The organism is Myxococcus sp. AS-1-15, assembly GCF_020037055.1.
Taxonomy (GTDB): domain Bacteria; phylum Myxococcota; class Myxococcia; order Myxococcales; family Myxococcaceae; genus Myxococcus; species Myxococcus fulvus.
The window spans coordinates 212,906-239,084 of record NZ_JAIQDF010000006.1 but is presented as its reverse complement, the minus strand read 5'-3'; the positions used below and the strand labels follow the sequence as shown (position 1 = coordinate 239,084).

The 26,179-nt window shown below is 70.3% G+C and carries 22 protein-coding genes; 12 read left to right on the top strand and 10 right to left on the bottom strand.

Going from position 1 to position 26,179, the window contains the following annotated elements; translation table 11 throughout:
* Window positions 1-99: 99 nt before the first annotated feature.
* Together K8625_RS18915 and K8625_RS18910 are read right to left on the bottom strand one after the other, a co-directional pair.
* A complete protein-coding gene (locus K8625_RS18915) occupies window positions 100-1,746 on the bottom strand; it encodes a hypothetical protein (protein ID WP_223783615.1) in 1,647 nt (548 codons plus the stop codon).
* A 121-nt stretch (window positions 1,747-1,867) separates the two neighbouring features.
* Window positions 1,868-3,217 (bottom strand): bifunctional glycosyltransferase/class I SAM-dependent methyltransferase, encoded by a 1,350-nt coding sequence (locus K8625_RS18910; RefSeq protein WP_223783479.1) that lies wholly within the window; start codon window positions 3,215-3,217, stop codon window positions 1,868-1,870.
* Between the two features lie 217 nt (window positions 3,218-3,434).
* Between K8625_RS18910 and K8625_RS18905 the strand changes: the two genes are divergently transcribed.
* The 5 genes from K8625_RS18905 to K8625_RS18885 are packed head-to-tail and all read left to right on the top strand — an operon-like array spanning window position 3,435 to window position 10,606.
* Window positions 3,435-5,627, top strand: coding sequence for a polysaccharide biosynthesis tyrosine autokinase (locus K8625_RS18905; RefSeq protein WP_223783478.1), 2,193 nt, complete (start codon window positions 3,435-3,437; stop codon window positions 5,625-5,627).
* A complete protein-coding gene (locus K8625_RS18900) occupies window positions 5,624-6,883 on the top strand; it encodes a glycosyltransferase (protein ID WP_223783477.1) in 1,260 nt (419 codons plus the stop codon). Before K8625_RS18905 ends, K8625_RS18900 begins: the two co-directional genes overlap by 4 nt.
* A gap of 9 nt (window positions 6,884-6,892) precedes the next feature.
* Window positions 6,893-8,017 (top strand): glycosyltransferase, encoded by a 1,125-nt coding sequence (locus tag K8625_RS18895; RefSeq protein WP_223783476.1) that lies wholly within the window; start codon window positions 6,893-6,895, stop codon window positions 8,015-8,017.
* Window positions 8,014-9,495: an O-antigen ligase gene (locus K8625_RS18890; protein ID WP_223746116.1), complete on the top strand. Its 1,482-nt coding sequence runs from the start codon at window positions 8,014-8,016 to the stop codon at window positions 9,493-9,495. Before K8625_RS18895 ends, K8625_RS18890 begins: the two co-directional genes overlap by 4 nt.
* Window positions 9,464-10,606 (top strand): glycosyltransferase family 4 protein, encoded by a 1,143-nt coding sequence (locus tag K8625_RS18885; protein ID WP_223783475.1) that lies wholly within the window; start codon window positions 9,464-9,466, stop codon window positions 10,604-10,606. The genes K8625_RS18890 and K8625_RS18885 overlap by 32 nt, the downstream gene beginning before the upstream one ends.
* 5 nt (window positions 10,607-10,611) lie before the next feature.
* On the opposite strand, the gene K8625_RS18880 is transcribed toward K8625_RS18885, so the two are convergent.
* A complete protein-coding gene (locus K8625_RS18880; protein ID WP_223783474.1) occupies window positions 10,612-11,760 on the bottom strand; it encodes a glycosyltransferase family 4 protein in 1,149 nt (382 codons plus the stop codon).
* 46 nt (window positions 11,761-11,806) lie between these two features.
* Entirely contained in the window at window positions 11,807-13,051 is a 1,245-nt protein-coding gene (locus tag K8625_RS18875) for a glycosyltransferase family 4 protein (protein WP_223783473.1), read from the bottom strand.
* Between the two features lie 287 nt (window positions 13,052-13,338).
* On the opposite strand from K8625_RS18875, the gene K8625_RS18870 reads away from it, so the two are divergent.
* Window positions 13,339-14,889 carry a serine/threonine-protein kinase gene (locus K8625_RS18870; protein ID WP_223783472.1) on the top strand — a complete coding sequence of 517 codons (1,551 nt, stop codon included), beginning with the start codon at window positions 13,339-13,341 and terminating at the stop codon, window positions 14,887-14,889.
* A gap of 14 nt (window positions 14,890-14,903) precedes the next feature.
* On the opposite strand, the gene K8625_RS18865 is transcribed toward K8625_RS18870, so the two are convergent.
* From K8625_RS18865 to K8625_RS18855, 3 genes are read right to left on the bottom strand one after another with little or no spacing between them, the layout of a single operon-like run.
* Complete coding sequence (locus K8625_RS18865) at window positions 14,904-16,013, bottom strand: glycosyltransferase family 1 protein (RefSeq protein ID WP_223783614.1); 1,110 nt, start codon at window positions 16,011-16,013, stop codon at window positions 14,904-14,906.
* Window positions 16,014-16,039: 26 nt separating this feature from the next.
* Entirely contained in the window at window positions 16,040-17,182 is a 1,143-nt protein-coding gene (locus K8625_RS18860) for a glycosyltransferase (RefSeq protein ID WP_223783471.1), read from the bottom strand.
* Between the two features lie 3 nt (window positions 17,183-17,185).
* Window positions 17,186-17,854 carry a bifunctional 2-polyprenyl-6-hydroxyphenol methylase/3-demethylubiquinol 3-O-methyltransferase UbiG gene (locus tag K8625_RS18855; protein WP_141323392.1) on the bottom strand — a complete coding sequence of 223 codons (669 nt, stop codon included), beginning with the start codon at window positions 17,852-17,854 and terminating at the stop codon, window positions 17,186-17,188.
* A 235-nt stretch (window positions 17,855-18,089) separates the two neighbouring features.
* Here K8625_RS18855 and K8625_RS18850 point away from each other — a divergent pair, with 235 nt between their 5' ends.
* From K8625_RS18850 to K8625_RS43775, 6 genes are all read left to right on the top strand, one after another.
* Window positions 18,090-19,607, top strand: a complete 1,518-nt coding sequence (locus tag K8625_RS18850; protein WP_223783470.1) for an oligosaccharide flippase family protein — start codon at window positions 18,090-18,092, stop codon at window positions 19,605-19,607.
* A gap of 17 nt (window positions 19,608-19,624) precedes the next feature.
* Complete coding sequence (locus K8625_RS18845) at window positions 19,625-20,575, top strand: glycosyltransferase family 2 protein (RefSeq protein ID WP_223783469.1); 951 nt, start codon at window positions 19,625-19,627, stop codon at window positions 20,573-20,575.
* Window positions 20,576-20,579: 4 nt separating this feature from the next.
* Window positions 20,580-21,497 (top strand): glycosyltransferase family A protein, encoded by a 918-nt coding sequence (locus K8625_RS18840; protein ID WP_223783468.1) that lies wholly within the window; start codon window positions 20,580-20,582, stop codon window positions 21,495-21,497.
* Window positions 21,498-21,629: 132 nt separating this feature from the next.
* The gene (locus K8625_RS18835; RefSeq protein WP_223783467.1) at window positions 21,630-22,658 is read left to right on the top strand and encodes an ROK family protein; all 1,029 of its coding nucleotides are present in this window, start codon (window positions 21,630-21,632) and stop codon (window positions 22,656-22,658) included.
* Window positions 22,659-22,792: 134 nt separating this feature from the next.
* Complete coding sequence (locus tag K8625_RS18830; RefSeq protein ID WP_223783466.1) at window positions 22,793-23,074, top strand: hypothetical protein; 282 nt, start codon at window positions 22,793-22,795, stop codon at window positions 23,072-23,074.
* A gap of 182 nt (window positions 23,075-23,256) precedes the next feature.
* Window positions 23,257-23,379, top strand: coding sequence for a hypothetical protein (locus K8625_RS43775; protein ID WP_255665753.1), 123 nt, complete (start codon window positions 23,257-23,259; stop codon window positions 23,377-23,379).
* On the opposite strand, the gene K8625_RS18825 is transcribed toward K8625_RS43775, so the two are convergent.
* The 3 genes from K8625_RS18825 to K8625_RS18815 are packed head-to-tail and all read right to left on the bottom strand — an operon-like array spanning window position 23,376 to window position 26,179.
* Complete coding sequence (locus K8625_RS18825) at window positions 23,376-24,449, bottom strand: acyltransferase (RefSeq protein WP_223783465.1); 1,074 nt, start codon at window positions 24,447-24,449, stop codon at window positions 23,376-23,378. The genes K8625_RS43775 and K8625_RS18825 overlap by 4 nt on opposite strands.
* A gap of 9 nt (window positions 24,450-24,458) precedes the next feature.
* On the bottom strand, window positions 24,459-25,421 hold the full coding sequence (locus K8625_RS18820; protein ID WP_223783464.1) for a glycosyltransferase: 963 nt from the start codon (window positions 25,419-25,421) through the stop codon (window positions 24,459-24,461).
* Window positions 25,418-26,179 (bottom strand): FkbM family methyltransferase, encoded by a 762-nt coding sequence (locus tag K8625_RS18815; protein ID WP_223783463.1) that lies wholly within the window; start codon window positions 26,177-26,179, stop codon window positions 25,418-25,420. Before K8625_RS18815 ends, K8625_RS18820 begins: the two co-directional genes overlap by 4 nt.

Here is a 26,179-nt window from a genome sequence, read left to right as displayed (position 1 = left end):
GCTTTTGCGAGCCTCGCAAAACTTGCGAGGTGTCAGGCGTGTCTTGGAATGTGTTTGTGATTCATCGAATTCGCGATGAATCCGAAAATGTATGAAGTCTCAGCGACCCGGGAGGGGCCAGAAGGACACGCGACTTTGGGGAGGTGCGAGCCACACTGACTCCAGGAAGCGCGTGGCGTTCTGGTCCGCGGTGTCGTGCTCGGTGGAGGCGTGGTGCAGGGTGGCCAGCACGAGCAGCGTGGCCACCCCGGCGCCGCAGGCCCCCACGCCCGGCGCGCGCCGCCCCGGAGGCGTGGCCAGGGACAGGAAGACCCAGCACGTCACGGCGATGAGCACGGCGAGCAACACCCCGCCGGCCGCGGGCTGGGGGAGCCCCAGGAAGGAGAGCACCGAGGGCGGGAAGTAGCCGTCGGACAACAGCGGGAGCGTCAGCCCTCCCAGCACGTTGGAGACATCGTCTGGGATGTAATTGACGAAGGTGGCCAGCCCCGTGGTGAGGATGGCCGCCCCGCACAGCATGGCGGCGAGCCCCAGGGCCACCGGACGGGGCGCGGCGCGCAGTCGCGCAAGCCAGAGCCCCGCGGGCAGCAGCAGGAAGGGCACCAGCCCGGTCAGGTGACGAGGGCCCGTCGTCCATCCCCAGGAGTCGTAGGAGAACGACGACGTGAAGTAGAGGTAGCCGGCGACGAGCGCCGCCGTCATCCACGCGGTGGCGCGGGCCTCGGCGCTCGCGCCGCGCCGGAACGTCAGCCGCGACACGCCAGGGATGGCCAGGAGCAGGAAGGGCGCCAGGGTGAACAACCCCCGCAGCGGCGAGACGAGCGACAGGGTGAAGGCGCGCGGGTCCGGCGTGCGGATGCCCAGGAAGCCGCCCAGGTGCCACGGCTGATAGCCCGCGTCGTTGAGGTGCTTGTAGCCGCTCGTCAGCGGGTGGCCGAAGGCGGCCTGGTGATACAGCATCAGCGCCACCACGAAGGGCAGCGCCCCCAGCGTGGCGAGCCCCGCGGCGCGCCCCAGGCCCTTCCAGCGCTCGCGCGCGGGGGCCTCCTGGAGCAGGAAGGTGAGCACGCCGTACAGCACCAGCCCCAGCATGCCGAGCGCGCCGGTGTACTCCGCCGCCACGGTGGCGCCCGCGCACACGCCCGCGAGCACGTAGCCCCGCTCCCGCCAGTCGCCGCGAGCGCAGCGCCACAGCGCATAGAAGCCCGCGAAGAGGAGCACCGCCACCGTCTGGTGGCTCATGAACAGCAACGAATAGCTGAACGCCAGCGAGCCCAGGCCATACGTCACCGTGAGCGCGTCCGAGACGAGCGGTGACAGGTGCTCGCGCAGATACCGTCGCACCAGCCACAGCATCCACAGCGTGGGCAGCACCGTGAGGAACAGGCGCGAGAAGAAGACCAGTGGCACTTCCGGCACCGGGCCCGGGCGGGCCACCGCGCGCAGCGCCGCGTAGAGGGGCGTGGCGGCGAACGACAGCAGCGGGGCCTTGCTGGGGTAGTACTTCCCGTCCTTCACGGACAGGTCACCCACGTAGCCGCGCTCGCGCAGCACCTCGTTGATGACGAGCGTGCCGTGGTCCACCAGCGAGATGGTCTGCCACAGCCGGCACAGCTCGTTGGGCGAGCGCAGCTTCGGGTGGTAGGGGAACAGCAGGAGGTACAGCGCCGCGAGGCTGGCCCAGACCCAGCGCGGAGCACCCCGCGAGGCCGCGATGGGGGCGGGGGGCGTCGCGGTCGCTGACACCTCGGCGCCGGGGCTCGTCGCCGTCGCGCCAGAGACCGTCTCGTCGCGCTGCGCTCCCGCGGTGCCGGGGTCGGCCGGGCTCACGGCGCCGGGTCCTCCGGGCGCGGGCGGCACGGCCCGCTCACGCCTCGCCACCGGTGACGCGGGCCACGGCGAAGAGGCTCATGCCCACCGGCAGCTTCACGTGGGCCTCGGCGCGGGCGAACAGCGGGGCCAGCGTGTCGTAGAGCTTGAGCTGGAGCTTGGGCACCGAGCGGCGGCGGAACAGGCGGCTGTTGACGAACCAGCCGGGCATGCCCACCAGGTTCATCCACTCCAGCTTCTCCACCTCGAACCCGTTCTCTTCCAGCACCGCGCGCAGCGTGGCGGGCGTGTAGCGACGGTAGTGCCCCACCGCCTCGTCGATGCTGCCGAAGAGCTGCTCCAGCGCCGGCACCAGGATGAGCACGCGGCCCCCGGGCGCCAGGATCTGCCGGAAGCGGCGCACCGCCGAGCCGTCATCCGGGATGTGCTCGAGCACGTTGGACAGCACGATGGTGTCCAGCTGCTCCTTCTTCAGTGACTCCCAATCCGCCAGCGCCACGTCCGACAGATACGGGCGCACGTGCGGACGGCCGCGGAAGAGGTTCTTGAGCCGGTCCACGTAGAAGCGGTCCACCTCCAGCGCGATGAGCAGCTCCGCGCCGGACTCCAGCTCGCGGGTAATCGTGCCGATGCCCGCGCCGATCTCCAGCACGCGGCGGCCCAGGTGCTCACGGAAGCGGCGGCCCAGCCACTGGTTGTAGTGCGTGGCCCCGTCCATGCGCTCCAGCGTGGTGTAGCCCTCGTGCTGGTTGTCCGCGTCGTCGCGCACGGTGGCGTAGCGCATCAGGGTGCGCAGCTGGGACAGGCGCGCGGCGCGCGGACGGCGCGGCACCGCCTGCAGCGGAGGCAGGGAGACCTCGGTGAGCCGGTACAGCTGCGCGGCCAGCTTCACCACCAGCTCCGCGTCCACCGCGTCGTCGTCGCTGGTGAGGGTGACGGAGCGCAGCGCCTCCGTGCGGAACGCGCGCACGCCGCTGAGCGGGTCCGTCACCGCCACGTCCGTGACGAAGCGGGTGACCTGTCCCATCGCGCGCTCGGCCCACAGCTCGGGCGACAGCCCCGTCGTGGCGCGGTGGCCGAACACGGCGTCCGCGGTGTCGTCGCGCAGGGGGCCCATCAGGGCCTCGTAGGCGTCCGCGGCGTAGGCGGCGTCCGGGTCCTGGAGCACCGTCACGGGGCTCGTCACATGCGCGAGCGCCGCCCGGATGGCCGCGCCCTTGCCTCCCTGCACGTCCAGCACCCGCAGGCCGGGGCTCGACGCCACGTCGGGCCGTCCGGCGCCGGCCAGGACGACCTCGGCGCGGCCCGACAGCTCGCGGGCGAAGTGGGCGGCGGCATCCGCGGTGGAGGGGTCGAAGGGGATGATGACCGAATGCTGGAAGCTCACGTCGGGCTCACTAGCACAGGCGCCCCGGATGCGCGCGGCCCCGCCTCGAAGAAGGGTGGGATGGGGGGCTTCCAGGCGGCGGCGGAACGATGGACAACCCCGGGCGGACACGGCACGCTCGACGGTGATTTCCATGGGTGTGGGTGAAGGTCGGGGCCGGCGGGTGCCGGGCGCCGCCGCACCGCGCGGCGCCCCAGGGCTCCAGGAGAGACGAGACGTGGATGGAACGGTGTTCGACCCGGCCGGTGGCACCGGCGGCCCGACGTCCGCGGGGTTGATGCTCCGCGCGCGGGCGCTGTGGCGGCGCAAGTGGGTCGTGCTCGGCGTGGCGGTGGTGGTGGCGGCGCTGTCGGCTGTCTACACGCTGCGCCAGCCCAAGGTCTTCTCCGCCAGCACCTCCCTCATCATCGACGTGACGGCGCCGCGCTTCCTCGACGGCGAGGTCAAGGAGGTGATGGGCGAGGAGCGCAGCAACTACTGGTTCAACAAGGAGTACTACGCCACCCAGAGCGAGATCATCACCTCGCGCGCGGTGGCCAGCCGCGTGGTGGACAAGCTGGGCCTGTCCACGGACGCCAGCTACCTGGGCGTCGCGCACATCTCGGATGAGAAGACGCGCGTGCAGGCGATGCAGGGCGCGGACGCGGTGGGGCTGCTCCAGTCGCGCATCCGGGTGCTGCCCGCCAAGGACTCGCGGGTGATGAACATCGCGGTGGATGACCTGGACGCGGCGCGCGCGGCGCTGCTCGCCAACGAGGTGGCCAACGCGTACATGGCGGAGAACCTGGCGCTCAAGCTGCGCATGACGGACGACGCGCGCAGCTGGCTGGAGAGCCGGCTGGAGGACCTGGAGAACACGTCCAAGGCGAGCGAGCTGGCCGTCTACGACTTCAAGAAGGACGCGGACATGTTGTCCACGTCGCTCGAGTCGCGGATGAGCATCGTCAGCGACCGCATCAACAGCTACAACCTGAACCTCACCCAGGTGAGCACGCGCATCGCCGCGCTGCAGGCGCGCGTGGAGGCCATCCAGAAGCTGCGCAAGGCGTCCCCCGACGACGAGACGTGGGCGGAGGCGCTGCCGGGCGCGAAGGACGGGCCCATCCAGGACTTGCGCAAGAGCTACACCGACGCGCGCGTCGCGTGCGCGGAGCTGGCCGAGCGCTACCTGCCCGAGCACCCGAAGCTCCTGGAGTGCCAGGGCAAGCTCGCGGTGATTCAAGCCGACTTCCTCAAGAGCCTGCGCAACGTGGTGCGCCTGGCGGAGACGGAGCTGTCGGAGGCGGAGGCGCAGCGCAAGAACCTGGTGAAGCTGCTCGACGAGGCCAAGGCCGAGGCCTTCCAGGTGAACAAGAAGTCCATCGAGTACGACCGGCTCAAGCGCGAGTCGGACAACAACCAGCGCCTGTACGAGCTGGTGCTCAAGCGGCTCAAGGACATCGAGCTGTCGGGCCTGTTGCGCACCAGCAACGTGCGCGTGCTGGACCCGGCGCGTCCGCAGTTCGTGCCGGTCAAGCCCCACGTGAAGCGCAACCTGATGGTGGGCCTGGTGCTCGGCCTGTTGACGGGGCTGGGCGCGGCGCTGCTCTTGGACCTGCTCGCGAACACGGTGGCCTCGCAGGAGGACGTGGAGGGGCGGCTGGGGCTGGCGTTCCTGGGCGTGATGCCGCGCATCGAGGGCAACCGTCCGCCCAAGGACCGCGACCTCTTCGTGCACCGCGAGCCCAAGTCGTCGGTGGCCGAGTGCTGCCGGGCCATCCGCACCAACCTGCTCTTCATGTCGCCGGACACGCCCTTCAAGACGCTGGTCGTCACGTCCAGCGGGCCGCAGGAGGGCAAGTCCACCACGACCATCAGCCTGGGCGTGGCCATGGCCCAGAGCGGCAACCGGGTGTTGCTGCTGGACACGGACATGCGCAGGCCCCGGCTGCACCGGGCCTTCGGCGTGCCGAACGACCTGGGCATCTCCTCGCTGGTGGTGGGCGAGGGGACGCTGGAGGCCGCGGTGAAGAGCACCGAGGTCCCCGGGCTCTTCCTGCTCCCGTGTGGCCCCTTGCCGCCGAACCCGGCGGAGCTGCTGCACACGCGCGCGTTCGCGGACCTGCTCAAGCTGGTGGCGGGGAAGTTCGACCGCGTCCTGTTGGACAGCCCGCCGCTCAACGCGGTGGCGGACGCGGCGGTGCTGGCCACGCAGTGTGACGGCGTGGTGCTGGTGCTCAAGGCGGGCAAGACGAACCGGGACTCGGCGCAGCGCGCGCTGCGCTCGCTGGCGGACGTGCAGGCGCGCATGTACGGCGCCGTCCTCAACGACGTGGACCTCAAGGCCCCGGGCTATGGCGGCACGTACATCGCCTACCAGGGCTACGGGCAGTACGCCGAGGACCCCAAGGACCGGGTGGCGCAGTCGTGAGCGGCACGCTGACGGGAGCGGGCCTCCGGGTGTTGCACCTGGGCAAGTTCTATCCGCCGGCGTCCGGCGGCATCGAGAGCCATGTCCAGACGCTGGCGCGCGCGCAGGCGGCGCAGGGTGCGCGGGTGGAGGTGCTGTGCGCCAACCACTCGCGCGACTCGGGGAACACCAGCCACGAGTTCCACGGGAAGAGCCCCACTCTCGAGGAGTGGGACGGGCTGGTGCGGGTGGTGAGGCTGGGGCGGCGCGCGTCGGTGGCGCGCATGGACGTGCTGCCGGAGCTGCCCGGGACGCTGCGGCGGATGCTCGCCCAGGGCGTGGATGTGGTGCACCTGCACGCGCCGAACCCGACGATGCTGCTGGCGCTGGACATGATGCCCCGGCTGCCGGCCGTGTTCGTCACGCACCACAGCGACGTCATCCGGCAGAAGGTCGCGGGCGCGCTGTTCCGGCCGCTGGAGCTCTTGCTCTACACGCGCGCGCTGCGAATCTTCTCGGACAGCGAGGCGTACATCGAGGGCTCCTCGCTGCTGAAGCTGTTCCGGAGCAAGGTGCGGGCGTTGCCGCTCGGCATCGACGTGGAGCCGTACCTGCGGCCGTCCGCGGAGGTGCTCGCCGCCGAGGCGCGCTGGCGTCAGGACTTCGCGGGGACGCCGCTGTGGCTGATGGTGGGGCGGCTCGTCTACTACAAGGGACTGTTCACCGCGCTGGAGGCCCTGGCGAAGGCGCCGGGGCGGCTGGTGGTGGTGGGCGTGGGGCCGCTGGAGGCGGAGGGCCGCGCCCGGGCGAAGGCGCTCGGCGTGGAGTCCCGCGTGACGTGGGCGGGCTATCTGCCGCCGGCCTCGCTGATGGGGGCCTATCGCGCCGCCACCGCGCTCTGGTTCCCGAGCAACGCGCGCAGCGAGGCCTATGGCCTGTCGCAGGCGGAGGCGATGGCCAGCGGCCTGCCGGTGTTGAACACGGCGATTCCGCACTCGGGCGTCGCGTGGGTGAGCCGCCACGAGGAGACGGGCCTGACGGTGCCGGTGGGGGACGCGGACGCGCTGGCGCGTGCGGCGAGGCGGCTCGTGGAGGAGCCGGGGCTGGCGGAGCGGCTGGGCCGTGGGGCCAGGGAGCGCGCGGAGGCGGAGCTGCGGCACGACGTGATGGCGACGCGCAGCCTGAAGCTCTACGCGGAGGCGCTCGGTCGTCCCGTGCCGGAGATGACGGAGGCCCCGAGCGAGGTCCCCGCGCTCACGGGTACGGGGAGGGCCTGAGACGCCCGCATGCGCGCGCTGCACGTCTACAGCGGCAACCTCTACGGAGGCATCGAGTCCTTCCTCGTCGCGCTGGCGCGGGCGTCCTCGCGCCACGCGGAGGGCACGGCGCATGAGTATGCGCTGTGCTTCGAGGGGCGGCTGTCGACGGAGCTGCGCGAGGCGGGCGCCGCGGTCCACCTCTTGGGGAGCGTGCGGGTGGCGCGGCCCTGGACGGTGTGGCGCGCACGGCGGGCGCTGGGCGCGTTGCTGAGGACCGGCGGGTACGCGGTGGTCGTCTGCCACGCGGCGTGGCCGCAGGCGGTGTTCGGTCCCGTGGCGCGCGCGGCCGGTGTGCCGTTGGTCTTCTACCAGCACGATGCCTTGACGGGTGCGCACTGGGTGGAGCGCTGGGCCGGTGTCACCTCGCCGGACCTGGTGCTCGCCAACAGCGCGTACTCCGCCCGTTCACTTGGCAGCGTGTATCCCCGGGCTCCGCATCGGGTGCGCCATCCCCTGGTGCAGGCACCAGCGCGGGTTCCGGAGCCCTCGGAGCGCGCGGCGCTGCGAGCCGAACTCGGCGCCAGTGACGATGACGTGGTCATCCTCCAGGCCTGCCGGATGGAGGCGTGGAAGGGACACCGGCTGCTGCTCGAGGCCCTGGGCCGCATGCGCGAGGCGCGTGGCTGGCGACTGTGGGTGGCGGGGGGCGCTCAGCGCGAGGAGGAGTCGCGCTACCTGGAGGGATTGGTCGCGCAGACGCGAGCGCTCGGCTTGGAGGGACGGGTGCGCTTCCTGGGGCAGCGTGCGGACGTGCCCCGGTTGATGCGCGCGGCGGACGTGCACTGCCAGCCCAACACGTCGCCGGAGCCCTTCGGCCTGGCCTTCGTGGAGGCGCTCCAGGCGGGGCTGCCCGTGGTGACGACGGCGCAGGGCGGGCCGCTGGAAATCGTGGACGAGACGTGTGGTCGGCTCGTCGCGCCCGAGGCCGGCGCGCTGTCCTCCGCGCTCCTGCGACTGGTGGTGGACGCGGAGGCGCGGCGCAAGCTGGGCGCGGGTGGGCCCGCTCGCGCGGCGGCGCTCTGTGCGCCGGAGGTCTTCTTGCGCGGCCTGGACGAGGACCTGCGCGTGGCCGTGTCGGGAGTCGGGGCGTGAGCGCGCCACGTCCGTCCTCCCGGCCTCAGCTCCAGGGGCCTGGTGTGCTCGGGCGCAGGTACGTGCGCCGCGCGCCGGGCGCGCCCCTGGAGGTGGCGACGCCACGGCAAGCACAGGCGCCAACGAAGGAGGCCCCGCCCGCGGCGCCTCGCACGGGCTTCTTGTCCTCGAGCCGGCTGGTGCCGCTGTTCATCGGCGTGCTCGTCGCGTGTCAGCTCGCGCTGCTGGTGGAGGCCATCGCGCCGCTGCGGGTGCTGGTGCGCATCCTGGCGTTCGGGTTGAGCCTGGCGCTGCTGGTGCTCGTCCCCGGACGCGGGGCGAGACATCCGGCGGTGCCCTTCGTGGTGGGCTCGCTGGCCATCACCACGCTCAACTTCTTCCACCCGGGCACCGTCAGCCCGATGGCCGGCGTGGTGCAACTGGGCATCCAGTTGTCCATCATCGCGCCGCTGTTCTGGGTGACGCGGCTGTCCATCGACTCGCGCGTCTTCCGGCTCACCCTCACGCTGTTGTTCCTCTTCAACACGGCCAGCGCCTCGGTGGGGGTGCTCCAGGTCTACTTCCCGGGCCGCTTCCAGCCGGCGATGTCGGCCGCGGTGCAGGCGCAGGGCGATTCCTACCTGCGCAGCCTGGAGTTCGAGACCGCCAGCGGCGCGCGCGTCTTCCGCCCCATGGGCCTGACGGACATGCCGGGCGGCGCGGCGACGGGAGGCTTCTACGCGGTGCTGCTCGGCAGCGGCTTCCTCCTGTCCTCGCGCAAGGGCCTGTCGCGCGCGCTGAGCGTCGTGGGCATCCTGGTGGGGCTGCTCTGTCTCTACCTGTGCCAGGTGCGCGCGATTGCGCTGACGCTGGGCGTCTGTCTGGCGGCGATGGCGGGCATGCTCGTGCTCACCGGCCGCGTGGCGCGGCTGGCGAAGCTGATGGCGGTGGTGGGAATGGCGAGCGTGTTCGCCTTCGGCTGGGCCGTGGCCGTGGGTGGCGACGCGGTGCAGAAGCGCTGGGACAGCCTGTTCGAGGCGAAGCCGGAGGAGGTCTATCACAGCAACCGGGGCCGCTTCCTCGAGGGCACCTTCGAGTACTTCCTCCCGGAGTATCCGCTGGGCGCGGGCCTGGGGCGCTACGGCATGGCCAACGCGTACTTCGGGGACAACTCCGACCCGGCGCAGCCGCCCCTGTGGGCCGAAATCCAGTGGACGGCGTGGGTCTACGACGGCGGCATCGTGGTGGTGGTGCTCTACCCCCTGGCGCTCCTGGCGACGATGGCGTGGGTGCTCCAGATGGCCCGGCGGCGCCAGGACTCCGGCGACGAGTTCTGGCTGTGGGGAAGCGTCATCTTCGCCTACAACCTGGGCGCGCTGGCCCTGACCTTCAGCTATCCGTTCTTCATGAGCCAGGTGGGCATGGAGTTCTGGTTGCTCAACGCGGCGCTCTTCGGCGCCTGGACGCATGCGAAGACCCTACACGCTCATCGCCGGTGATTTCGTCGCCACGGGTGGAATGGACCGCGCCAACCTGGCGCTCGCGCACTGGCTGGCGAAGCAGGGCGGTCCCGTGCGGCTGGTGGCCCACCGCGTGGCGGACGAGCTGCTCGGCTTCCCCAACGTGCGCTTCGTGAAGGTGCCCAAGCCCGCGAACTCCTATCTGCTCGGCGAGCCGCTGCTGGCCGCGATGGGCAAGGCGTGGGCGCTGCGCACGCGCGCCGAGGGCGGTCGGGTGCTGGCCAACGGCGGCAACTGCGTCGTGCCTGGCGCCAACTGGGTGCACTACGTGCATGGGGCCTATGTCTCGGAGCACGTCGGCGGCGTGCTGCGTCAGGTGAAGGGCCGGGTGGGGCACGCGCGCTTCGTGAGCGAGGAGCGCAAGGCGCTGTGGCGCTCGAACGTCATCCTGGCCAACTCGAAGCGGACACGCGCGGACCTGGTGGCGGCCACGGGGGTTCCCGAGGCGCGGGTGCACGTCGTCTATTACGGCAACGACTCGGAGCGCTTCCATCCGGTGTCGCCCGAGGCCCGACGCGCGGCGCGCGCGGAGCTGGGCTGGCCGGAGGAGCGGCGCGTGGCGCTCTTCGTGGGCGCGCTGGGAGACCGTCGCAAGGGCTTCGACTCCCTGTTCCACGCGTGGGCGCGGCTGCACGCGCACGGTGACTGGGGCGTGGACCTGAAGGTGGTGGGCGTGGGCGCGCAGCGCGAGGCCTGGGAGCAGGAGGCGCGCACGCGAGGGCTGGAGCGGCGCATCGAGTTCCTCGGCTTCCGACGGGATGTGCCCGCGCTGCTGTCCGCGGCGGACCTGCTGGTGTCCCCGACGCGGTACGAGGCCTACGGGCTGGGCGTCCACGAGGCGCTGTGCTCGGGACTGCCCGCGCTGGTGAGCCGCTCGGCGGGCGTGGCCGAGCGCTATCCGGCGGAGCTCGACGGCCTGCTCCTGGATGACCCTGATGACGTGGACGGGCTGGTGCGCGCGCTGGAGTCATGGCGCGAGCACGAGGCGGCGTGGGCGCCCCACGTGGCGGCCTTCTCGGAGCGGCTGCGCGCGTGGACGTGGGATGACATGGCCGCCGGCATCGTCCAGGTGATGGAGCGCGAGGGCTGAACGCCTCAGCGTCGCTCGAGCAGCGCCTCGAAGAAGTCCAGGTGCGCGCGAGCGACGACGGGCCAGGAGAAGCGCCGCACGGCCCACTCGCGGCCGCGTGAGGACAGCTCGCGTCGGAGCTCGGGGCTCTCCAGCACGTCCGAGAGCGCGCGAGCCCACGCGGAGTCATCCGCCTCCGGCAGCAGCCGTCCCGCGTCGCCCACGGTGTGGGGGATTTCGCCGGAGGTGCTCGCGAGCACGGGCACGCCGCACGCGAAGGCCTCCGCGAGCATGCGGCCGAACTGCTCCTTCCACCGAGGCATGGTCTGGCTCGGGCCGCAGAGCACATCCATGGCGTTGAGCACGCGCGGCACGCCCTCGTGGGGCACGCCGGTGAGGACGCGCACGCGGTCCTCGTGACGCGCGGCCCAGGCGCGCAGCTCCGCCTCCATGGGGCCGCCTCCGGCGAACAGCGCGCGCCAGGGTGTGCGGAGCTGCTCCAGCACGCGCATCAGCAGCGACACGCCCTTCTCGGGGACGAAGCGCCCCAGGTAGCCGATGACGGGAGGACCGTCCGCGCTCCACCCGAGTTCGCGTCGCACGGCCTCGCCCGAGGCGCGGTCCGGTCGGAACAGCTCCGTGTCCACGCCCATGGGGATGATGCAGGAGCGGCGCGCGGCATAGCCCGGTCGGCCGAGCAGGTTGTCCTTCACCGTCTGGCCGCCCGCGACCCACCCGGTGCTGCGCCCGACGACGAAGCGCTCCGTCTGTGCGAAGGGCGGCGGGTAGCGCTTGGAGAGGTTCTGGAAGGTGCTGAAGACGAGGGGCACGCGGCGCGGGGTGAGCAGGGCCACCTCGAGCCCCGCGAGGACGAAGGGCTCCTCCCAGGCATGGACCAGGTCCACGCCGCGCCGCAGGTGCTCGCGCAGCTCGGGGCCGTAGACGAATGCGTGGGGTGAGCGGCTGAGGAAGGCTCGCACTCCCTCCACCTTCGCGGGCTCGTCGGAGTCCGGCTGGAGGTGGATGGGGCGCAGGTCACCGTGGAAGAAGCGAGGCGCGACGGCGGTGACGTCCCAAGCGCCGCCTCCGACGCGGGCCATCTCATTGGCGAGGCGCCGGTTGAGGGTGACGACGTACGAGTGCGAGACGGTGACGAGTCTGCGAGGCCGCTGCACGGAAGCTCCAGTGAGCGGCGGACGAAACCAGAGCCCCCCAGGGTGGTCAACCCGCGCGAGAGGCGGGCTGTCCGCCCAGCAGCGAGCGGTACACGGCGAGAATCTCGCGGGCGTAGCGCTGGCGGGAGAAGCGCTCCACGGCGGTGCTCCGGGCCGCGGTGCCCAACCGGGCACGCAGGGACGCATCCGTCAGCAGCCGACGCAGCGCCTCCGCCAGGGCATGGGCATCGTTCGGCGCCAGCGTGAGCGCATCCACGCCATCGGTGAGCGCCTCGGCCGCGCCGCTCGCGCGCGAGACGATGGAGGGGCGGGCACAGGCCAGGGCCTCCGCGATGGTGAGACCGAAGGGCTCGCGCCGCGTGCTGGCGTGTACGAAGACGTCCAGCGCGCGGTAGACGGGCGCGGAGTCGGGCTGGAAGGGCACCAGCCCGACGCGTCCGGTGAGGTTGCGCCGCGCGATGAGGCGACGCAGCTCGTCCTCGGTGAACTGCGAGCCCGCCGTCTGGTACAGCGGCGAGCCGACCACGTAGAAGCGCACGGGCAGCGACGGCTCCACGCGCGTCAGCGCCTCGGCGGCCTCCAGGAAGAGGTCCTGGCCCTTCCAGCGTGCATAGGTGGCGACGAGTCCCACGCGCGACGTCCCCACCGGGGCGGGAGGCAGGCCCGCGAGCGCGTCCAGGTCGGCGGTGTCTCCCGTGTCCGGCGCGAAGCGGCTCACGTCCACGCCGTTGTAGACGACCTGCACGGGCACCTTGGGGAGCACCTCACGGGTGTCGTCTCCCACGGCTCGCGAGTTGGCGATGGCCGCCGAGGCCAGTGGTGCGAGGGCGCCCATCGCACGTCGCACCAGGGGACGCTCACCGAGGAAGTCGTGGACGTGCCAGACGCGCCGGAGCGGCAGGCCCGCGGTGACGGCACTCAGCAGGTGGGACTTGATGCCGTTGGAGTGGATGAGGTCCGGGCGCAGGCGAGAGACCTCGCGTCGCAGCACGTGTCCGTGGCTCGCGAGCAGGGCGGGCACCGGGAGCAGCTTGCTTGCGAAGCGCAGCGTATCTCCCAGGTTCTGTCCGCGCAGCGCGCTGTCCCCCAGGCTCGACAGGCGCTCGGGCAGTGGCAGGCAGCGCGCGTCCACGCCCAGCCGACGGGCCTGCTCCAGCAGCGGCCCCTCTGTCCCCGAGAACAGGTGGAGCGACAGCCCCGCGTCCAGCTCGCGCAGGCAGGACATCAAATCGAGCAACGCGCGCTCCGCGCCGCCGACAATACCTACAGGATTGAGGAAGAGGACGCGCACGCGTGATGGACCGAAGCAGAGCCCTTCGAGGGCGTCAATGAGGGTTCATGAAGTCGTGCGGGACCGCACCCCTGGGTCACAGTCCGTCAAGGACTCATGGGGATGCCGCGATGTCTTGGAAATGAAATCAAGCCAGAGAAGTGAATCCAGAAAAGTGTTTTCCGAGCCGTTGGGAGACCCGCGGGTGAGATGGCTTCCGGCCTGCTTGCCGAGCCATGATGCGAGCGACGATGAGTCCTGCGCGTAAATGTCCTCGCTGTGGTGCGAACCACAGGCCGGGAGTGACGGTGTGCCCGCGCGAGGTCTTTCGTGCGGGTGTCGCCGCTGGCGCGGGGGCGTATCGCTCCGAGTCGCGTGACGACACGGATGAGGCCACGTTCAAGCGAGGCCGGCAGACGCGCACGGAGGTCGTGCGCCCGCTGGTGGCGAAGGCTCCCGCGGGCGACATGACGTGGGAGGACTCCGTCACCCGCGACGTGCTCGTGGGCACGAAGGTGGGCGACTACCTCATCAAGCGCCGCATCGGCCATGGCGGCATGGGCATCGTCTACGAGGGCGAGCACGCCGTCATCGGTCGCCGGGTGGCCGTGAAGGTGATCCGCCCGGACTACGTCGAGGGCGGTCGCGCCAGGGACCTGGCCACGGAGGCGCGCTCGGCGGCGGCCATCCGTCATCGCGGCATCATCGACATCTTCGGCTTCGGCACCATCCCCGACGTGGGCCAGTACCTGGTGATGGAGTACCTGGACGGTGCGCCGTTGGACGAGGTGCTGCTCCAGCGCGCGCCGATGCTGGAGGTGGAGGTCATCCGCATTCTCGATGCGCTGTTGAGCGCGCTGGGCGCGGCGCACGGCGTGGGCGTCATCCACCGCGACCTCAAGCCCGGCAACGTGTTCCTGGTGCGTGAGGGGGATGGCTCGGAGTCGGTGAAGGTGCTCGACTTCGGCATCGCCAAGCGCAGCGAGGCGCCGTACGGGAGCACGCCGCAGACGCACGCCAACGCGTTGGTGGGGACGCCGGAGTACATCGCGCCGGAGCAGGCCTGTGGTCAGCAGGTGAGTCCGCAGACGGACCTGTACGCGGTGGGGGTGATGGCCTTCGAGATGCTCACGAAGCGGCTTCCCTTCGAGGGGGAGTCGGCGATGGGTATCGTGCTGCAGCATGTCCGCACGCCGCCGCCGCCCGTGTCGCGTTATCGGGAGGTGAATGCCTCGCTGGCGGCGCTGGTGGCGCGGCTCTTGGAGAAGGCTCCCTCGGCGCGGCCCGCGTCGGCGGAGGCGGTGCGTCGGGAGCTGAAGGGCATCCTCGCGAGCTTCTCGGAAGGGGCCACGCGGCTCTCCATGGCGCCGTTGCAGGCGCCTCCCAAGGCGAAGGTGCGGCGGGCGAGGGTGCCTGAGCGTCGCGCCCCGGCTGCGGATTCGGACCAGCGCACGAATGTGGAAGCGCCCACGATGTTGCTGGAGCAGACGGCGTTGGACCACCGCACGGTGCGTCCTCGGCGTTCGCGCAAGTGGTGGATGGGCGGAGCGCTGGCGCTGGTGCTGGTGGTCGGAGGCTGGGCGTTCCTGTCACAGGCGCGAGCGGCCTCCATGCGTCGCCAGTCGACTCCGGCGCTGGTGAGCGAGGCGCCAGGGACGGGCACCGTGGTGCTCAGGGTGAGCGGGCCTCCGCTGAGGGAGGTGCTCGTGAACGGGAAGAGTCACGGGGAGCGCTACGTGCTCGAGCTGCCCGAGGGCATCCATCGGCTGGAGGTGCGGGGCCGGGATGCCGCGACGACGTACAGCGGCTCGCTGGAGATTCACGCGGGCGCGTTCATCGAGCACCACGTCACGCTGTGAGCCGTGTGTCGGTTTCAGCGCAAGAGGTGCTGATACGCGTCCAGGATGGTTCGACCGTGAGCCTTCCACGTGAAGCGCGAAGCGCGAGCGAGGCGGGCGTCTAGTGGAGGCGGGGACAGCTTCCCCGAGAGAAGTGCGTCAACGGTCATCGTCCACGCAGCGAGGTCGCCGACAGGGCAGTAGAGACACGTGTCCGCGCCCACTTCGCGCAGCACGGGCAAGTCACTCGCCACCACTGGGACGCCGCAGGCGAGGGCCTCGATGAGGGGCAGGCCGAAGCCCTCGGCCTCGCTCGTGATGAGCACGGCCTGGGCGTGTCGGTACAGTCCCGCGAGCGTGGCGCGAGGCTGGAAGGGGGGCTGCACGAGCGCATCGCCGAGCCCCAGACGAGCGACCTGCTCTCGCTGCGCCGCATTCAGCGCGCCACCTTGCTGAACGAGCCGCAGGTCTGGATGCCGTGCACGCAGCGCGGCGAACAATTCGAAGAGGACATCCAGTCGCTTGCGCGGAATCGCGCTCCCGACGTGCAACAGGTACGGACGGCCCTCGAGGGACGCGAGCACCTGTTCGCTCTGGTCGCCGGGAACGGGCTCGGGCCTGTACTCCGGCGAGGTTCCGAGAGGCGCCCAGACCAGGCGCGCGGGGTCGACGAGTCCGTGGGCGAGGAGCTCGTCACGAACGGCCTGGGAGTTGTGGAAGACGATGGCGGCGCGCTCGAGTCCATGGAGCTGCGCTCGCGCCAGGAGCCGGAACCACGCGGGCCGTTGCTCACGGTGCGGCTCCACGATGGAGCGGAACGCATCCAGGTCATGACAGTAGACCCCCGTGCGCGAAGCCGGGAGCGCGTGGACGAGCTGGGCATAGCTGTGGTCCACGACATGGAAGGCGTCGAACCAGGGCCGCGAGAGCAGCGCCCGAGCCGGGTAGAGACCGAAGCGGGTCAGCAGCCGGTCCACATTGAACGCGGCGTTCCGCGCGCCCACTCCCGGCATCCGTCGCGCCACGGAGGGGATGGGGGGACGAAGCGCATGCGCGGAGACTTCGGAAGGGTGTGCAGCGAGCTCCTCCAGGAGCGCCTCGCCCACCAGGTCCATGCTGTGCCAGCCCTCCTCACGAGGGTCCATCAGCACCGCGAGCTCGAGTGACGTCTTCACGAGCGACTCCCGATATCCGAGAGGAGCGTCTCCACGGTGTGCTCCAGCGCGAAGCGCTCCCGATACAGCCGAGCCGCGCGCTCACCGAGCGCCACGGGTTCCTCCGGCCGAGCGAGGAGCCGTTCGGCGACTTCAATCATCGCACCGGGGCTCGTGTCACCCGCAAGGGCGACGGCGTGCGACTCACGCCAGAGCGGCTCCGTCAGGAGTCCCGTCTGCGTGACGAGCGCGCGGCCCAGCGCAAGTCCCGCCATGGCGGACGTGCGTCGGGTGCTGACCCCATCCGGGTAGGGCTGGATCAACGCGTCCATCGCGGACAGATGGGCCGCAAGCTCCAAAGGCGCGAGGTCCTCGCGCGCGACGATTCGCGCGGTGAGCCCGGGATGTTGCTCGCCCAGCTCCCGCGCGACGTGACGACTGCCTCGGCCCAACAGCAGGAACCGCCGCCGCTCGTCCGCGCGCAGCAGCGACACGAGCACCGTCTCGAGCGGCCCGCGAATCGCGGCTCCATAGGTTCCGAAGTGGCCCAGCCAGAGGCCCGCGTCCAACTCCTCGCGCACCGCGCGCACGAGGTCCTCGGGCACCTCCGTGGGCAGCGTGCTGGGAACCGGTCTCCATTCCGCGCGTCCGCGAAGCGCGGAGGGCAGATGGTCCGCCCAGGTGGGAATGGAGACGAACATGCGCCGAGCGTCCCGGGCCACCAGTCGCGCCATCACACGGGTGACGCCCGCGAGCACCTGGTGCCGCACGGGCGAAGCCAGACTCCACGGGTAGACAATCTCGTGGAAGAACACCCAGCGCTCGTCCCGCACCCGCGAGGAGAACCAGGCGCAGAATGGCACGTTCATCGCCTTCATCCCGAAGGCATGCGGCACGTACTGGAGCAGCAACCGCCGAGGTCCGGGACACCGGTCCAGCTCACGCGTCAGCCGGACCAGGCCCGGTGGAGTGAAGATCCCGGGGATGCGGTGGACCGTGACGCCCTGCTCGTCGAGCGTGCCCGTGTCACCGGGAGCCCAGACGTGGACCCGCTGACCTCGGAGCGCGAGCCCCCGGGCGACGAGGGCCGTGTAGTCACTGACGCCGCCGGGCTGGGGCGGATACTCACCCGTGAGCAGATGCCACGTGGGGGCCTCCACGGCTCAGGAGGCCTCCATGTCGCGGACGGCGAAGAGCTGGAAGGCGAGCTGGGGAACACGCGTCGCCAGCGGCTCGGTGAGGATGGACAGGCGGCTGCCCAGGCGCGCGGGCCGGATGCGCGGCAGCGCGAAGTCTCCGCGCAGGGGCTTCAAGCCGCTCATGCCGGTGACACGGTAGCCGCGCAGCTCGAAGTCATAGACCTCCCAACCCGAGCGGTGCACCTGGTGCACGTTGTTGTCCCACTCGTCCTGCGGGAGGAAGCCGTTGGGCGTGAAGATGACGACGCGCTTGCGTGCGAGCGACTCCATCATCTCCAGCAGCCGATAGCCCTCGGGCTTGTCGAAGTGCTCGATGACGTCGAGCGCGATGACCGCGTCGAAGCTCTTGGGCGCGAAGTGCTGCCCCACCTGGAGCAGGTCCAGTTGGTGGTACTCCTGATGGATGCCCGCGGCGCGGCTGCGCTCGATGCTCGCGGTGTAGCCATCGACGCCGACGGTGCGCGAGAACTCGCGGGAGATGTGCTTCAGGGGAGAGCCCGAGCCACAGCCGATGTCGAGCACGCTGTCGCAGGTGCCCACGAGCGTCTCTCGCAGCGTGCGGTGGAACACCTCGTGCTCGGCGACGAGGACCTCGCGCTTGAGGAACTGGAAGAGGGATGGGCTCGGTGACATGGCGGGCGGACCGTAGCCTCGCGCCTTCCTGGGTGGCAACCACGAGTGAGGCACCCGGGCGACCGAGCGGGCCCTGGTCCTCTGGCGACCCACGCCGCACACGCGCGTGTCGCTTGTGAGGGGAGAGGTGCCTCGCTAGCATCGAGCCCTCATTCGAGCCTCGAGCGCGGGTGGGTGCCGTCCACGCAGGCCGGCCTTCTCACCGCGGCCCGGAAGCAGACAGCCCCCCATTGCGATGAATGCGACCGCGGCACCCCAGGTGGACACCGGCGAGGTCAAGGCCCGTGCCCTGAAGGGCATGGTCGTCCTCGTGCTGCGCACCGTGGCCTCGCAGGGCCTGCGGGTCATCAGCGCGCTGGCGCTCTCCCGGCTGCTGTTCCCCTCGGACTACGGCTTGTTCGGCATCGTCGCCTACGCCAGCTCGCTGGGTGTGTTCCTGGGCGACCTGGGGCTGAGCGCCGCGCTGGTGCGTCAGTCACACGAGCCCACCCAGGACGAGACCTTCACCATCTTCTGGAGCCACCAGGCCCTCACCGCCGTCATCGTAGCCGCGGTGTGCGCGATGGCACCCGTGCTCACCGAGGGCTACGCGCTGGGCGCGGAAGCCGTGCCCATGGTGTGGGCCATGGCGCTGGGGTTGTTCCTGTCCTCGCTGCGCGTGATTCCGTTGATGGCGTTGGAGCGGAAGCTCGCGTTCCCGACCATCGCGCGAGCGGAGCTGGTGGAGAACGTGGCGCAGGTGGCCGCCACCCTGGCCCTGGCGGCGGCGGGGATGGGGGCCTGGGCCTTGGTGGTGGGCTCGCTCGTCCGAGGCGCGGTGGGGCTGGTCTGCATCGCGTGGGCGTCCCCGTGGCGTCCGAGCGGGACTTTCCAGCGGGACGTGTTGAAGCGGCTGTTGGGATACGGGCTGGCGTTCCAACTGCCTCCGCTGGTGGCGGCGCTGGTCGCGGGCTGGGTGCCCTTGGTGGTGGGGCAGGTGCTGGGCAAGGACGTGGTGGGGTTGGTGAACTGGGCCTGGGCGCTCGCCTCCACGCCGATGATGCTGAGCGTGGTCCTCAACCGTGTGGCCTTCCCCGCGTACTGCCGGATGCAGGATGACCCGAGCGGGTTCGCGGAGTACCTGAAGACCTCGTTGCGACGACTGTCCGCGGCGCTGCTCCTGACGTTGCCGGTAGCGGTGCTGGGGATGCCGGTGTTGGTGCCGCTGTTCTTCGGTCAGCGCTGGATTGCCGCGGTGCCGCTGGTGCAGTGGTTCACGCTGGAGTGTCTGCTCATCACGCTCACGGGGCTGTTGGCCACGGCGCAGAACGCGGGTGGTCGGCCCTGGGAGCGCTTCGCGGTGGTGGTGGGCATCGGCGTGGCGAAGTGGAGTCTCGGCACCTGGGCCATCCATCGCTGGGGGCTGGAGGGAATCGGCCCAGTGGGCCTGGTGGTGTCGATGCTCGAGGTCGGGGTGACGGCGTGGCGGGTGTCGCACCTGAACCCGGGGCTGCGAGGGTTGATGTGGCAGGTGGTGGAGCCGCTGGTCTCGGTGGGGCTCCTGCTGGCGGTGTCCGCGCTGGTGGCGCTGAAATGGGGCCCTGAGGGAGATTGGGCGCGGTGGGGCGTGGGCGGGGTGTCGTTCCTGTTGCTCGTCCTCGCGCGTGAGTGGCTCCCGGGGCTGCGCTCCATGGTGGGCGAGGTGCGAGACATCATCGAGTTCGTCCGGGCGCGACGCGCGGCCCGGTCCGCGCCGGCGAGCCCGGCGTCATGAAGGACGTGAGGCATTCGATGTCGAAGCCCGACCTGATCATCTCCATCGTCAACCACAGCAACCCGGAGCTGCTGCACGACTGCCTGCGGACGCTGTACGCGACGACGCGCGAGTGCACCTTCGAGGTGTGGGTGGTGGACAACGCCACGGATGGACGGGGCGTGGAGGCGATGCGGCGCGACTTCCCGCAGGTGCGCTGGCTCTTCAACACCGCGCGCAAGGGGTTCTCCGCCAATCACAACCAGGTGCTGCGGCAGGCCTCGGGGCGCTACTTCTGCATCTTCAATGACGACACCATCGTGCACGAGGGGGCGTTCGACTCGCTCGTGCGGTTCATGGATGAGAACCCGCGGGTGGGGATGGCGGGCGCGCGGCTGTTGAACGCGGATGGCACCATCCAGAACTGCACCTTCCGGCCGATGTCGTTGTCGGGGCAGTTGTTCGACCTGGTGTTCCTGCCGCGTCCGTTGCACTTCTTGAAACGCAAGGACATCGACCCGGCGCAGTACGGGCACGAGGAGGCCCGAGTGAACTGGGTACTCGGCGCGTGCATCGTGGTGCGCGAGGAGACGCTGGCGGAGGTGGGGCTGCTCGACGAGGCAATGTCGCCCCTGGGGAACACGGAGGACACGGACTGGTGTGTCCGGGCGTGGAAGGCGGGCTGGGAGGTGGCCTTCTGTCCCGAGGCGGTGATTACGCACCTGACGAGCCGCTCGTTCCGTCCCTCGGCCACGGGTCCGGACAAGGTGCGCGTGGAGCTGTGGCGCACGCGGGTGGCGTACTTCCGCAAGCATCACGGTCGGATGCGCGAGTGGATGCTGCGCGCCATCTTGGTGGGGACGCTGCCGTACAACTCGCTGGTGCTGACGCAGACGTTGCTGCGAGGGCGCATGGAGTTGAGGGAGTATCGGCGGCAGCTCGCCACGTTCCTGCGCATCTCCGAGATGGGGCTGCGGACGCGGGTCTGAGGACATGCCCTTCTTCTCCATCGTCATCCCCACGTACAACCGGGCACGGCTGTTGGAGCGGACGCTGGCGTCGGTGTTCGCGCAGGAGGAGCGGGACTACGAGGTGCTCGTCGTGGACGACGGCTCCACGGACGACACGCTGGAGGTCCTGTCGCGGCTGGGCGAGCGCGTGAGGGTGCTCCAGCAGGTGAACGCGGGACCGGGAGTCGCGCGCAACCGGGGCATCGAGGCGGCCCGGGGCGAGTACGTGGTGTTCCTGGACAGTGACGACCTGTGGTTCCCGTGGACGCTGTCGTCGTATCGGCAGGTGATCGAGGAGCACGGGAGTCCGACGGTGGTGATGGGCACGTCGGTGACCTTCCGTGACGAGTCGGAGCTGGCGCGGGTGGTCCGTGAGCCCGTGCGCGCGTCACCGTTCGCGGACTATCTGGCGAGCGCCCTGGACCGGACGCCGCGCACGGCCTGTGTGCTGGCGGTGCGGACGGAGGCGCTGCGAAAGGTGGAGGGCTTCACGCCGCTGCGCATCGTCGCGGAGGACTACGACCTGCTGTTCCGGTTGGGGACGGAGCGGGGCTTCGCGTGGGTGCGCTCGCCGGTGATGGTGGGCTATCGCCAGCACCACGGCTCCGAGTCGACGATGCTGGAGGCGGCGCATCAGGGCATGGCGTACCAGTTGATGCAGGAGCGACTGGGCCGCTATCCCGGAGGCCCTGAGCGCAGGCGCGAGCGGCTGGAGATGTTGCTGTACGCCACGCGGCACGTGTCACACGTGATGGTGGACCACCAGCGGATGGACCTCGCGCTGGACTTGTACTGGCGGGGGCTGCCGTTCCATCGGGAGGTTCCCCGGTGGCGCTATCTGTTGGGGTTCCTGCCCAAGGTGGCGGTGAGGCGGCTGGCGCACGTCGTGCGCCGTCGCTGAGTCCGGCCGAGCGGCCAGGGCCTTGTCCGTCTTGAGTCTCTCCACAGCAGGCGGCCCTACGGGCTGCCGGACGGAGCGAGGTCTGCGCATCTTCCGAGGGACGTTTGTGTGGCCCTTGCTCGGAGGCTGGACATGGATCGGGTCCGCTCGAAGAGGACGGTGGCGTCTCGCAGGTCGCGAACTCCGCGACGCGGGAAGGTGTGGGGAGGCATCGACCTGGGCGGGACGAAGATCGAAGCCGTGGTCATCGACGGGCACGGCAAGCCGATAGGTCACGCGAGGCATCCGACGCCCACGCAGGGCGAGCCGGAGGACGTGGTGCGCGAGATGTACGGCGCGCTGGAGGACGCGGTGCAGACGGCGGGGCTGCGGCTGACGCGATTGGGAGGCGTCGGCGTGGGGGCGCCTGGGGCGGTGGATGCGAACGCGGGGACGCTGGCGCGGGTGAGCAACGTGGGGCGTGGATGGACGGCTCCGTTTCCGCTGGCGGGGAGTCTGTCCGAGCTGACCCGAGGTGAGGTGGTGTTGGGCAACGACGTCCAGGTGGCGGTGGCGGCGGAGTATCGGCTGGGGGCGGGGCGTCCCTATCGCTCGGTGCTGGGGGTGTGGTGGGGCACTGGGGTGGGGGGAGGATTGGTGTTGGACGGTGTTCCCTGGCGAGGCCGAGGGGCGGCCGGAGAGATTGGCCACATGGTGGTGAAGCCCGGAGGGGCGCGGTGTGGATGTGGCCGGCGGGGTTGCATGGAGGCGTACGCCGGACGCGGAAACCTGGAGCGTGACGCGCGTAAAGCGGAGGAGAAGGGCGAGAAGACGCAGTTGTTCGAGCTGATGCGCAAGAAGCAGCGCACTCGGTTGACGAGCAGCATCTGGAAGAAGGCGTTGGAGGAGGAGGACGCGCTGGCCACGAAGCTCATCGAGCGCGCGGTGCACATGCTGGGTGTCGGAATCGCGTCGGCCATCAACCTGCTGGACGTGGAGGCCGTCATCCTGGGCGGAGGATTGGGCTCACGCCTGGGCGCCAAATACGCCGGGCTGATTCACGAGGCCATGAGCCCCCATGTCTTCATGACGGAGCGACAGCCGCCGGTGCTGGTTGCGGAACTGGGTGAGCTCTCAGGCGCGATTGGCGCGGCGCTGCTGGTCGAGCCTGACGTGACGTAGTCCGTGCCACTCGTTCTTGGGTCGAGCGGCACAGGTCCGACGAGAGCGCCGCGGGTGTGTGGACACTGCTCCGCTGCGCCGGGCAGAATCATGTCACGTGGACAGTCCGCGTGAACGCTCGACGCGAGGGGACCGTGTACACCAAGGACGCCTTCTCGACGGTCGCTCTTTCAGGCGGGGTGCTGCTCGGATTGATTGGGATTCTGGGGATGCGCGTGTTTGTAGGGGCCGCCGTCATGGGGCGATTACCCCTGGGGTGGCGGGAGTGGGGGCAGTTCATGCTCCTGCTCGGGGGCATCAAGTCTCGCCGCTTCCAGTTGTTAGGCATCGCGTGGTTCTTCGTGTGCGGGGCCCTCGCGTTCGGGTTCATCATCGCGGTGATGCTCTACGGCCAGCGGACATACGGTTGGCCGTGAAGACCGATGACGCAAGAGTGTGAGGCGAAATGGATGCCAGAACCCTGGTGACCTTTCTTGCGTTCTCTGGCGGGACTGCAATCGGTCTGATGGGAATCTTGGGGATGCGTGTCTTGGCCGCGGTCGCGGTCACGGGCCAATGGCCGCAGAAGCGCAGCGACTGGGTGGAGTATGTGGTTTTCGTGACGGGCCCGGTTCGGCGTCCGCGCTTCCAGCTCTACTCGATACTCTGGTTCCTGGGATGCGGCGCGGCCTCGATGGTCTTCACCGTGGGCGTGATGCTGTTGGGGCGATGGCTGGGTTAGACCGGCCTTGATTGAACCCGAGGCTCCACGTGGGGCTTCACGGGTTTGAGCCGGATGCAGGGGTGCTCGACGAGTCGCCAGGACAAGACGGCGAGCAGGAGCGTGGGGAGGAACGCCAGGGTTGCGTTCAACCACCACGGCGTGGCGCCGTTCATCAGCGCCGCCACCGCCTGCTGCACCGGAAACGCGTAGATGTAGAGCCCGTACGAGAAGTCCCCGTAGCGCCCGAAGCTCGCGAGCCGGCTCGGGAGGAATGCGAGGTAGACCACCAGGTACGCGCCACAGGAGCCCATGGCGATGGACAGCCCCTTGCCCAGCAGTGACGTGGCCACGAGCACCAGCACACAGCCCGCGGCGATCCACGGGCTCATTCTCACGCGCTCGCGCCAGAGATAGAGCACCAGCCCGCCCCCGAAGGCGAGCCCCAGGTTCGGCCAGAACCCCAGCCGCCCGATGTGCAGCAGCGACAACCCCGCCGTGACACACCACCCGACCAGCGCCAATTCCTTGCGCAACAACCCCGTGACGCCCAGGCCCAGCACGAGCAGGTAGAAGCCCACCTCGTACTTCAGCGTCCACAGCGAGCCGTTGACGGCTCCTGGGTACACGTTCCCCTCGAACACCCCGGGCAACATCCACTGCGGCTCCACCAGGGTGAAGTTGCGCAGGATGAACGTGTACGTGTCCTTCGACGTGAAGTACTCCGCCAGCGGGGACGCGGTGAACACGGCGCCGAGCACGAAGACAGTCAGTAACAGCGACACCGCGAGCCCGGGGAAGATTCGCAGCGTGCGCGCCAGGAGGTACGCTCGAACGTCGGGCCTGCGCTCCCAGCTCCGTGTGATGAGCACGCCGCTGATGACCAGGAACACCGCCACACAGACCAGCCCGAGCGAGAGCTGTCCGCGCGTGAAGTCCATCAATGGCTCGGGAGCCTTCGCGGCGCCTTCGCCCAATGGGAACGCATGGCTGACGATGACGCCCGTGGCCGCGGCGAAGCGCAGGAAGTCCAGGTTGTTCCCCCGGCCTTCGAGACACTCACCCAAGGTGCGACGTGACCGGAGCGCCATGAGCGTCAATCAGCGCGACTCGTGCAGTTGCGCATACGGGCCCTGCACCTGCGCCCAGCGGCTCGCCAGCACGAACAACACCTCGCGCACCGAGTCTCCCCGGAGCGCCAGCGCCGGACTCGCGAGTCCCGCTCCCACCAGCCGCGCGCACTCCTTCAGCCGGGACAGCGCTCCCATGCGTCGCCCCAGGTAGCGCGCCTCGAGCGTCTTCTCGCTGCGCACCACGCCCATGATGAGCCGGATGAAGTAGCGCGTCTCGAAGCGGGTGCTCGGGATGACGTGCCACACCTTCAGCGTGGGCCCGTAGATGCGACGATGCCCCGCCTTGCCCAGCAGGTACCCGAGCTCGATGTCCTCCCCACTCACCATCAGCTTCCCCAGCCGGCCCGGCATGAGCCGCTCCGGCGTCCGCCAGGGGACCGCGTCCAATATCGCCGAGCGGCGCATCCACAAGCCCGCGCCAATCGTCGGCGCGAGCGTCGCCTCCGCTCCGAAGTCGATGAGCGCATCCCCCATCCGGTGGTTGATGGCCAGCAGGTGCTCGCGCCGCGAGATGCTCGGCGGAGGCGGCGTCTCGTACCGGGGATAGATGCGCGACACCACCATGCCGACGCCCGCGTCCTCGAAGTGCGCCAGCCCGTCGGCGATGAAGTTCGGCTCGGGGATGTTGTCGTCATCCAGGAAGCAGATGACCTCGCGCCGCGCGTTGTGGATTCCGCACAGGCGCGCGAAGAGCAACCCCTGGCGAGGCTCGGGGACCACGCGCACGTCCACGCCCCGGCGACGCAGCTCCGCGACGGACGCGCTCTCCTCCACCACGCGCGCCGTGCCGTCCGAGGAGTTGTTGTCCACCACCACCACCTCGAAGCACCCGCTCGGCGCCTGCTGCTCGACCAGGGCCTGCAGCGGCGCCTCCACGCGCCGGGCTCCGTTGTACGTGGGGATGACCACCGTCGCGCCCGGCGAACTCATGGACGCGCCTCGGCCTCACGAGGACGCGCCCAGAGCAGCCCGTTCACCTCGCTGCTCCAGATGCCTTGCGTGACTTCGTAGCCCAGCGCCGCGAGCCGCTGCTCGCACCAGACCTTGCCGTCCGGCCGCTCCCGGGTGCGATGCCACTCCATGATGAGCGTGCGGATCTTCAGGCGCGCGAACCGAGGGTCCTCCAGCAGCGCGTACTCCCCTCCCTCGATGTCCATCTTGAGCAGGTCGATGGGCTCGTCGCCGATGGCCTCGAAGAAGTCGACCAGCGGCACGCGCAGCGAGCGGCCCTCGCTCGCATCCACGATGGTGGACGCGCTCTCCGCGTCGAGCAGGCCCACCTCACCCGCGCTCACACCCGCCGCCGCTCGGTGCAGGGACACTCGCGGCGTCAGCGCGTTGAGCGCCAGGTTGCGCTCCAGCATCGCCAGATGGACGGGGTGCGGCTCGAAGGCGACGACGTGCGCGCGCGGGTAGTGCTTCGCCCAGAACAGCAGCGAGTGTCCGCAGTTCGCTCCGACATCGACGATGCGCAGCGTGGTGTCCGTCCGCACGGAGAACGGGGGACGGTAGACCTCCGCGACGAACATCTCGTACGCCGTGGCAAGGTCCTCGGCGGGAGGCGGCCTCAGGGAGAGCCTCTCTCCCGAGCGCAGCTTCACCGTCACCTCACGCCCCAGCGGCATCGCCCGCCAGGCGAGATACCGGAGCTGGCTCAGCGGCGTCAGGTGATCCCTCAGTCGTTGCAT

What these genes read in the sequence shown, in the direction of transcription:
- K8625_RS18895 (WP_223783476.1), top strand. Translation starts at nt 6,893, where the DNA reads ATGCGCGCGCTGCACGTCTACAGCGGCAACCTCTACGGAGGCATCGAG.
- K8625_RS18885 (WP_223783475.1), top strand. Translation starts at nt 9,464, where the DNA reads ATGCGAAGACCCTACACGCTCATCGCCGGTGATTTCGTCGCCACGGGT.
- K8625_RS18865 (WP_223783614.1), bottom strand. Translation starts at nt 16,013, where the DNA reads ATGGACCCTCGTGAGGAGGGCTGGCACAGCATGGACCTGGTGGGCGAG.
- K8625_RS18855 (WP_141323392.1), bottom strand. Translation starts at nt 17,854, where the DNA reads ATGTCACCGAGCCCATCCCTCTTCCAGTTCCTCAAGCGCGAGGTCCTC.
- K8625_RS18850 (WP_223783470.1), top strand. Translation starts at nt 18,090, where the DNA reads ATGAATGCGACCGCGGCACCCCAGGTGGACACCGGCGAGGTCAAGGCC.
- K8625_RS18845 (WP_223783469.1), top strand. Translation starts at nt 19,625, where the DNA reads ATGTCGAAGCCCGACCTGATCATCTCCATCGTCAACCACAGCAACCCG.
- K8625_RS18840 (WP_223783468.1), top strand. Translation starts at nt 20,580, where the DNA reads ATGCCCTTCTTCTCCATCGTCATCCCCACGTACAACCGGGCACGGCTG.
- K8625_RS18835 (WP_223783467.1), top strand. Translation starts at nt 21,630, where the DNA reads ATGGATCGGGTCCGCTCGAAGAGGACGGTGGCGTCTCGCAGGTCGCGA.
- K8625_RS18825 (WP_223783465.1), bottom strand. Translation starts at nt 24,449, where the DNA reads ATGGCGCTCCGGTCACGTCGCACCTTGGGTGAGTGTCTCGAAGGCCGG.
- K8625_RS18820 (WP_223783464.1), bottom strand. Translation starts at nt 25,421, where the DNA reads ATGAGTTCGCCGGGCGCGACGGTGGTCATCCCCACGTACAACGGAGCC.
- K8625_RS18815 (WP_223783463.1), bottom strand. Translation starts at nt 26,179, where the DNA reads ATGCAACGACTGAGGGATCACCTGACGCCGCTGAGCCAGCTCCGGTAT.